General features: G+C 73.1%; 5 protein-coding genes. 4 read left to right on the top strand and 1 reads right to left on the bottom strand.

Annotated features, from left to right (window positions below; translation table 11 throughout):
- Positions 1 to 1,549, top strand: a 1,549-nt coding sequence (locus EHS43_RS37720; RefSeq protein WP_125195125.1) for a glycoside hydrolase family 31 protein, incomplete at its 5' end; no start/stop codon positions are given.
- A 1-nt stretch (position 1,550) separates the two neighbouring features.
- Here the strand turns inward: EHS43_RS37720 and EHS43_RS37715 are convergent.
- Positions 1,551 to 2,087, bottom strand: a complete 537-nt coding sequence (locus EHS43_RS37715; protein ID WP_125195124.1) for an NUDIX domain-containing protein — start codon at positions 2,085 to 2,087, stop codon at positions 1,551 to 1,553.
- A 135-nt stretch (positions 2,088 to 2,222) separates the two neighbouring features.
- Here EHS43_RS37715 and EHS43_RS37710 point away from each other — a divergent pair, with 135 nt between their 5' ends.
- The 3 genes from EHS43_RS37710 to EHS43_RS37700 all read left to right on the top strand — a co-directional run.
- Entirely contained in the window at positions 2,223 to 2,648 is a 426-nt protein-coding gene (locus EHS43_RS37710; RefSeq protein ID WP_125195127.1) for a Zn-ribbon domain-containing OB-fold protein, read from the top strand.
- Positions 2,645 to 3,835, top strand: a complete 1,191-nt coding sequence (locus EHS43_RS37705) for a lipid-transfer protein (RefSeq protein WP_125195126.1) — start codon at positions 2,645 to 2,647, stop codon at positions 3,833 to 3,835. The genes EHS43_RS37710 and EHS43_RS37705 overlap by 4 nt, the downstream gene beginning before the upstream one ends.
- A gap of 106 nt (positions 3,836 to 3,941) precedes the next feature.
- Positions 3,942 to 4,766 (top strand): EAL domain-containing protein (locus EHS43_RS37700; RefSeq protein ID WP_148104193.1); only part of this gene is annotated, 825 nt, incomplete at its 3' end.

Genomic DNA, 4,766 nt, shown 5'->3' with positions numbered 1-4,766 from the left:
GGGCACGCCCGCGCGCGTGCTGCTCGCCTGGGCCTCGCTGACCGGTGCTCCGGCGCTGCCGCCGTCCTGGGCGCTCGGGCATCACCACGCCCGCCGGGGCTTCGGCGGTGAGCAGGAGGTGCGGCGGATCGTTGCCGGGTACCAGGAGCGGGCTCTGCCGCTCGACGCCGTCCATCTGGACATCGACCACCACGACGGGCACCAGGTGTTCACGGTCGATCCGGAGCGCTTCCCCAAGCTGCCCCAGCTGGCCGCGGACCTGCTGCGGGACGGGATCCGGCTGGTGTCCGTCGTGAGCCCGGCGGTCAGGGCCGCGCCCGGCAACGCGGTCCATGACAGCGGGACGGTGGAGGACGCCTTCGTGCGGGACGCGTCGGGGCGGCCGGTGGAAGGGGTCGCCTGGGCCGGCGAGTCGGTCTTCCCGGACTTCACGCACGCGCGCGTGCGTGCCTGGTGGGGTCGTCTCTACCAGGAGAGACTCACGGCGGGGTTCACGGGGTTCTGGCACGACATGAACGAGCCCACGTCCTTCACCGCGTTCGGGGAGTCCACCCTGCCGCGGTCGGCCGGACACGCCCTGGAGGACCGTGGCGGCGACCACCAGGAGGCGCACAACGTCTACGCGCTGTGCATGGCCCAGGCCGCGTACGAGGGTCTGCGCGAACTGGTGCCGGACGAGCGGCCCTTCCTGTTCTCGCGCTCGGGATGGGCCGGCATGCAGCGCTACGGGGGCACCTGGTCCGGTGACGTGGCGACCGGCTGGCCGGGCCTGCGGGCCTCGCTCTCGCTCGTGATGGGGCTCGGGCTGTGCGGGGTGCCGTACTCCGGGCCCGATGTGGGCGGTCACGACGGGCACCCCTCGCCGGAGTTGTATCTGCGCTGGTTCCAGCTGGGCGCCCATCTGCCGCTGTTCCGTACCCACGCGGGTCTTCGGGCCGGGCGCAGGGAGCCGTGGGAGTTCGGAGCCGAGGTGCTGGAGCACGCGCGCGTGGCCCTCGTGGAACGCAGACGGCTGCTGCCGTACTTCATGACGCTGGCGCAGCTCGCCCGGCGTACCGGAGCGCCCTACGTACGGCCCTTGTGGTGGTCGGCGCCCGAGGACCGTGCCCTGCGGGACTGCGAGGACGCCTTCCTCCTCGGCGACAGCCTGCTGGTGGCACCGGTGCTCGACCCGGGCGGCGACCGGCGTGCGGTGCAGCTGCCCCGGGGACGCTGGTACGACACGACCACGGAGCAGGTGTACGAGGGACCGGGTCAGGTGCTCGTCGACGCTCCGCTGTCGCGGATCCCGGTGCTCGCCCGCGCGGGTGCCGTCATCCCGGTGCGGGGGGACGACGGCGGGACCGTGCTGGAGGTGTGGGCGCCCGCCCGGGGACGGAGCGGGGGCGGCCTGGTCGTCCAGGACGCGGGTGACGGCTGGGACGAACCGGAGATCGAACGCTACGTCGCCCGCTGGGAGGGCCGGAAGGTGGTCGTCCAGCGGGAGGGCGAGGACGGCTTGAGCGAGCCGTCCCACCCGGTGCGGCTGCGCGGGCTCGGAGCGCGCTGAGTCAGACGTAGCGCCCCTCGAACCAGGCCCGTACGGCCAGTGTGTGCAGCGGGAAGGCGAGTTCCTCCGGCCTGCGCAGGAGGTGCCAGCCCTCCGTCTCGTTCGTGGCCGCGGACTGCGGAAGGCCGTCGGCGGGACGTTCCGGCAGCACCCCGAGCAGCAGCAGGTGGCCGTCGGGAGAGCTCAGCGCGTCGACGAGCCGTACGTCGCGCGCGGCCGCCTCGATGCCGGTCTCTTCCTTGAGTTCGCGGACCAGGGCGTGCCGCCAGTCCTCGCGGTCGTCGATGTAGCCGCCGGGCAGGGCGATGCCTCCGCGCGCGGGAGCCACGGTTCGGGTGATGACGACCAGGGCCGTGCCCTGGGTGTCGTACACGGGCTGGAGTGCGACGGCGACCGGCAGGGGGTTGCGGTACGCGACGGTGACGCAGACGGGACAGGTGCGGGGCCAGCCCGTGACACCCTCTCCGTAGGGGGCTCCACAGCTCGAACAGTGGGAGCCGGGTGCGGAGTTGGGGATGGAGTGCTGAGTTTCGGACACGCCGCGGACTGTATCCGATCACCAGGTGCTCCGGTTCCGTTGGGCCCTCTGCCTCTTTGCGGCCGCCCGTGCGACACTTCTGACGTTCCGTCAGATCCCGTTCGGGGAGGGGCTATGCCGCGCACGCGCACACCTGTGGTCACCGGGTGGTTCGCCGGTGACGGAGAGGACTTCACGCTTCTCGGGACCCGCTGCTCCGCCTGCGCCTCGGTCTTCTTCCCGCGCGAGGACGGCCATTGCCGCAACCCCGGATGCACCGGGGGCGATCTGGCGGAGATTCCCCTTTCGCGGCGCGGCCGTGTCTGGTCGTACACGGACAGCCGGTACCGGCCTCCGTCACCCTATGTGACCGACCCGGAACTTCCGTGGGAGCCGTACACGTTGATCGCTGTGGAGCTGGCCGCCGAGCGGATCGTGGTGCTGGGGCAGGCGGTTCCCGGGGTCACCGTCGCCGATCTCGCCGTGGGCGCGGAGGTGGAGGTCGTCCCCGGTGTGCTCCATGAGGACGGGGAGACGCTATGGACGACGTGGCGGTGGCGGCCGACGGGGGTGACGGCATGACGGGGGACGTGGCGGTGCTCGGCGCGGGCATGCACCCCTGGGGCAAGTGGGGGCGCGGCTTCGTCACGTACGGCGTGGCGGCGGCTCGCGCGGCGCTGGCCGACGCGGGCCTCGACTGGCGGGAGGTCGGTTCGATCGTCGGCGCGGACACCGTGCGGGGCGGTTATCCGGGCCATGTGGCGGGGGCGACCTTCGCCAAGGCACTGGGCTGGCAGGGGGCCCGTGTCACCAGTGTGTACGCGGCGTGCGCGTCCGGCGCGCAGGCGGTGGCGGCCGCGCGGGCGCAGATCCTCGCGGGGCTGGCCGACGTGGTGCTCGTGGTCGGTGCCGACGCCGCCCCCAAGGGGTTCTTCCGGCCCGCCGGCGGGGACCGGCCCGACGATCCGGACTGGCTGCGCTTCCGGGTCCTCGGGGCGACCAACCCGACCTACTTCGGGCTGTACGCGCGTCGCCGCATGGCCGTGCACGGGGACACGGTGGAGGACTTCGCGCAGGTCAAGGTGAAGAACTCGGCGCTGGGCGCGCTGAATCCGAACGCGCGCTACCGGAAGCGGGTGACCGCGGAGGAGGTCGCGGCCTCCGCCGTGGTGGCCGATCCGCTGCGGCTGCTCGACATCTGCGCCACCTCGGACGGCGGGGCGGCACTGGTGCTCTCCAGCATGGAGTTCGCGCGTCGGCGGGGTGTGGCCGAGCCGGTGCGCATCAGAGCGGTGTCGACGGTGACGCCGACGTATCCGAACACCGTGCTGGACCTGCCGGACATCGCGACGGACTCCGCCGCGGCGGTCGAGCCCTCGGACGGGACGTTCCGCGCGTCGATCGCCCGCGCGGCCTACGAGGAGGCCGGAGTCGGGCCGGAGGACCTCTCCCTCGCCGAGGTCTACGACCTGTCCACCGCTCTGGAGTTGCAGTGGTACGAGGATCTCGGGCTCTGCGGGGAGGGCGAGGGCGCGAAGCTGCTGCGCGAGGGGGCGACGGCACCGGGCGGGCACATACCCGTCAACACGAGCGGCGGACTCTCCTCGTTCGGTGAGGCGGTGCCGGCCCAGGCGATCGCCCAGGTGTGTGAGCTCACCTGGCAGTTGCGGGGTGAGGCGGGTGACCGACAGGTGGAGCACGCGCGCGTGGGGATCACCGCGAACCAGGGGCTGTTCGGGCACGGCTCGGCGGTGGTCGCCGTGCGGTGACGGGAGCGAAAGGGGTTTCCCCTACGCTGCGCGATCGGCCGGGAATCCTGCGTGAACGTCTCATGAACTGCGCTTGAGTGGGTGCCAGGAGCGCCATCATGCTCCCGTGCGCTCCTGGACGGACACTCTCCGCTTCGCCTTCCAACCCGTGGTCAATCTGGCCACCGGCGCGGTCGCCGGGCTGGAGATACTCGCCCGCCCGGAGACCGGCGACATCCTCGCTGAGGCCCGCCGCGACCCCGAACTCGACGGGCAGCTGGCCGTGTTGGCCGTGCGGGCGGCGGCGCACAGGGAGAGCCTGCTGCCCCTGCACGTCAACGTGTTCGCGGGCACGCTCGCCGACCTCGGCGGGCTCACCCCGCTGCACCACGCCGTGCGTGAGGCGGGACGGCTGCCGTGGGAGATCACGGTCGACGTGGGGCCGCCGTACACGCACGTCCCGCACCAGGCGCTCCTGGAGGCGCTCGGCGAGCTGCGGGGACAGGGCTTCCGGATCAGCGCGGACGGCGTGGGGGACGGGGACGTACCGCTGAGACTGCTGGCCGACATGGCGCCCGACCTCGTGAAGCTCGACGCGTCGCTGCTGGTCCGGCCGGCCGCGGTACGGGCGATGCGGACCCTGTGCGACGAGTCGGGAGCGCTGCTGTGCGTGGAGGGGGTGGAGACGGAAGGGCAGTACGGGGCCGCGCTGTCGGCGGGTGCGCAGCTGGCCCAGGGCACGCTGTTCGCGCCGCCTGCCCGGCTTCCCGCGGCGGAGGTGTACGTACCGCCCCGCTCCCCCGCCGATGTGCCGCCCCCGCGGTCCGGTCCGTCGGTACGGGAGTTCGTGCGGCCCGCGGCGCTGTTGCCGGCCACCGCCTCCGCCGGGCAGGTGCGGGCGCTGCTGACCGGGTCGCCGGACGTGTCCGGGGTGCTGCTCGTGGACCGGGAC

The organism is Streptomyces sp. RP5T, assembly GCF_003933965.1.
Classification (GTDB): domain Bacteria; phylum Actinomycetota; class Actinomycetes; order Streptomycetales; family Streptomycetaceae; genus Streptomyces.
The sequence above is the reverse complement of the archived record's forward strand: the minus strand, read 5'-3'. Positions and strand labels throughout refer to the sequence as shown.

Excerpts from the sequence above, each read along its gene's own strand:
- EHS43_RS37705 (WP_125195126.1), top strand. The coding sequence starts at position 2,645 with ATGACGGGGGACGTGGCGGTGCTCGGCGCGGGCATGCACCCCTGGGGC.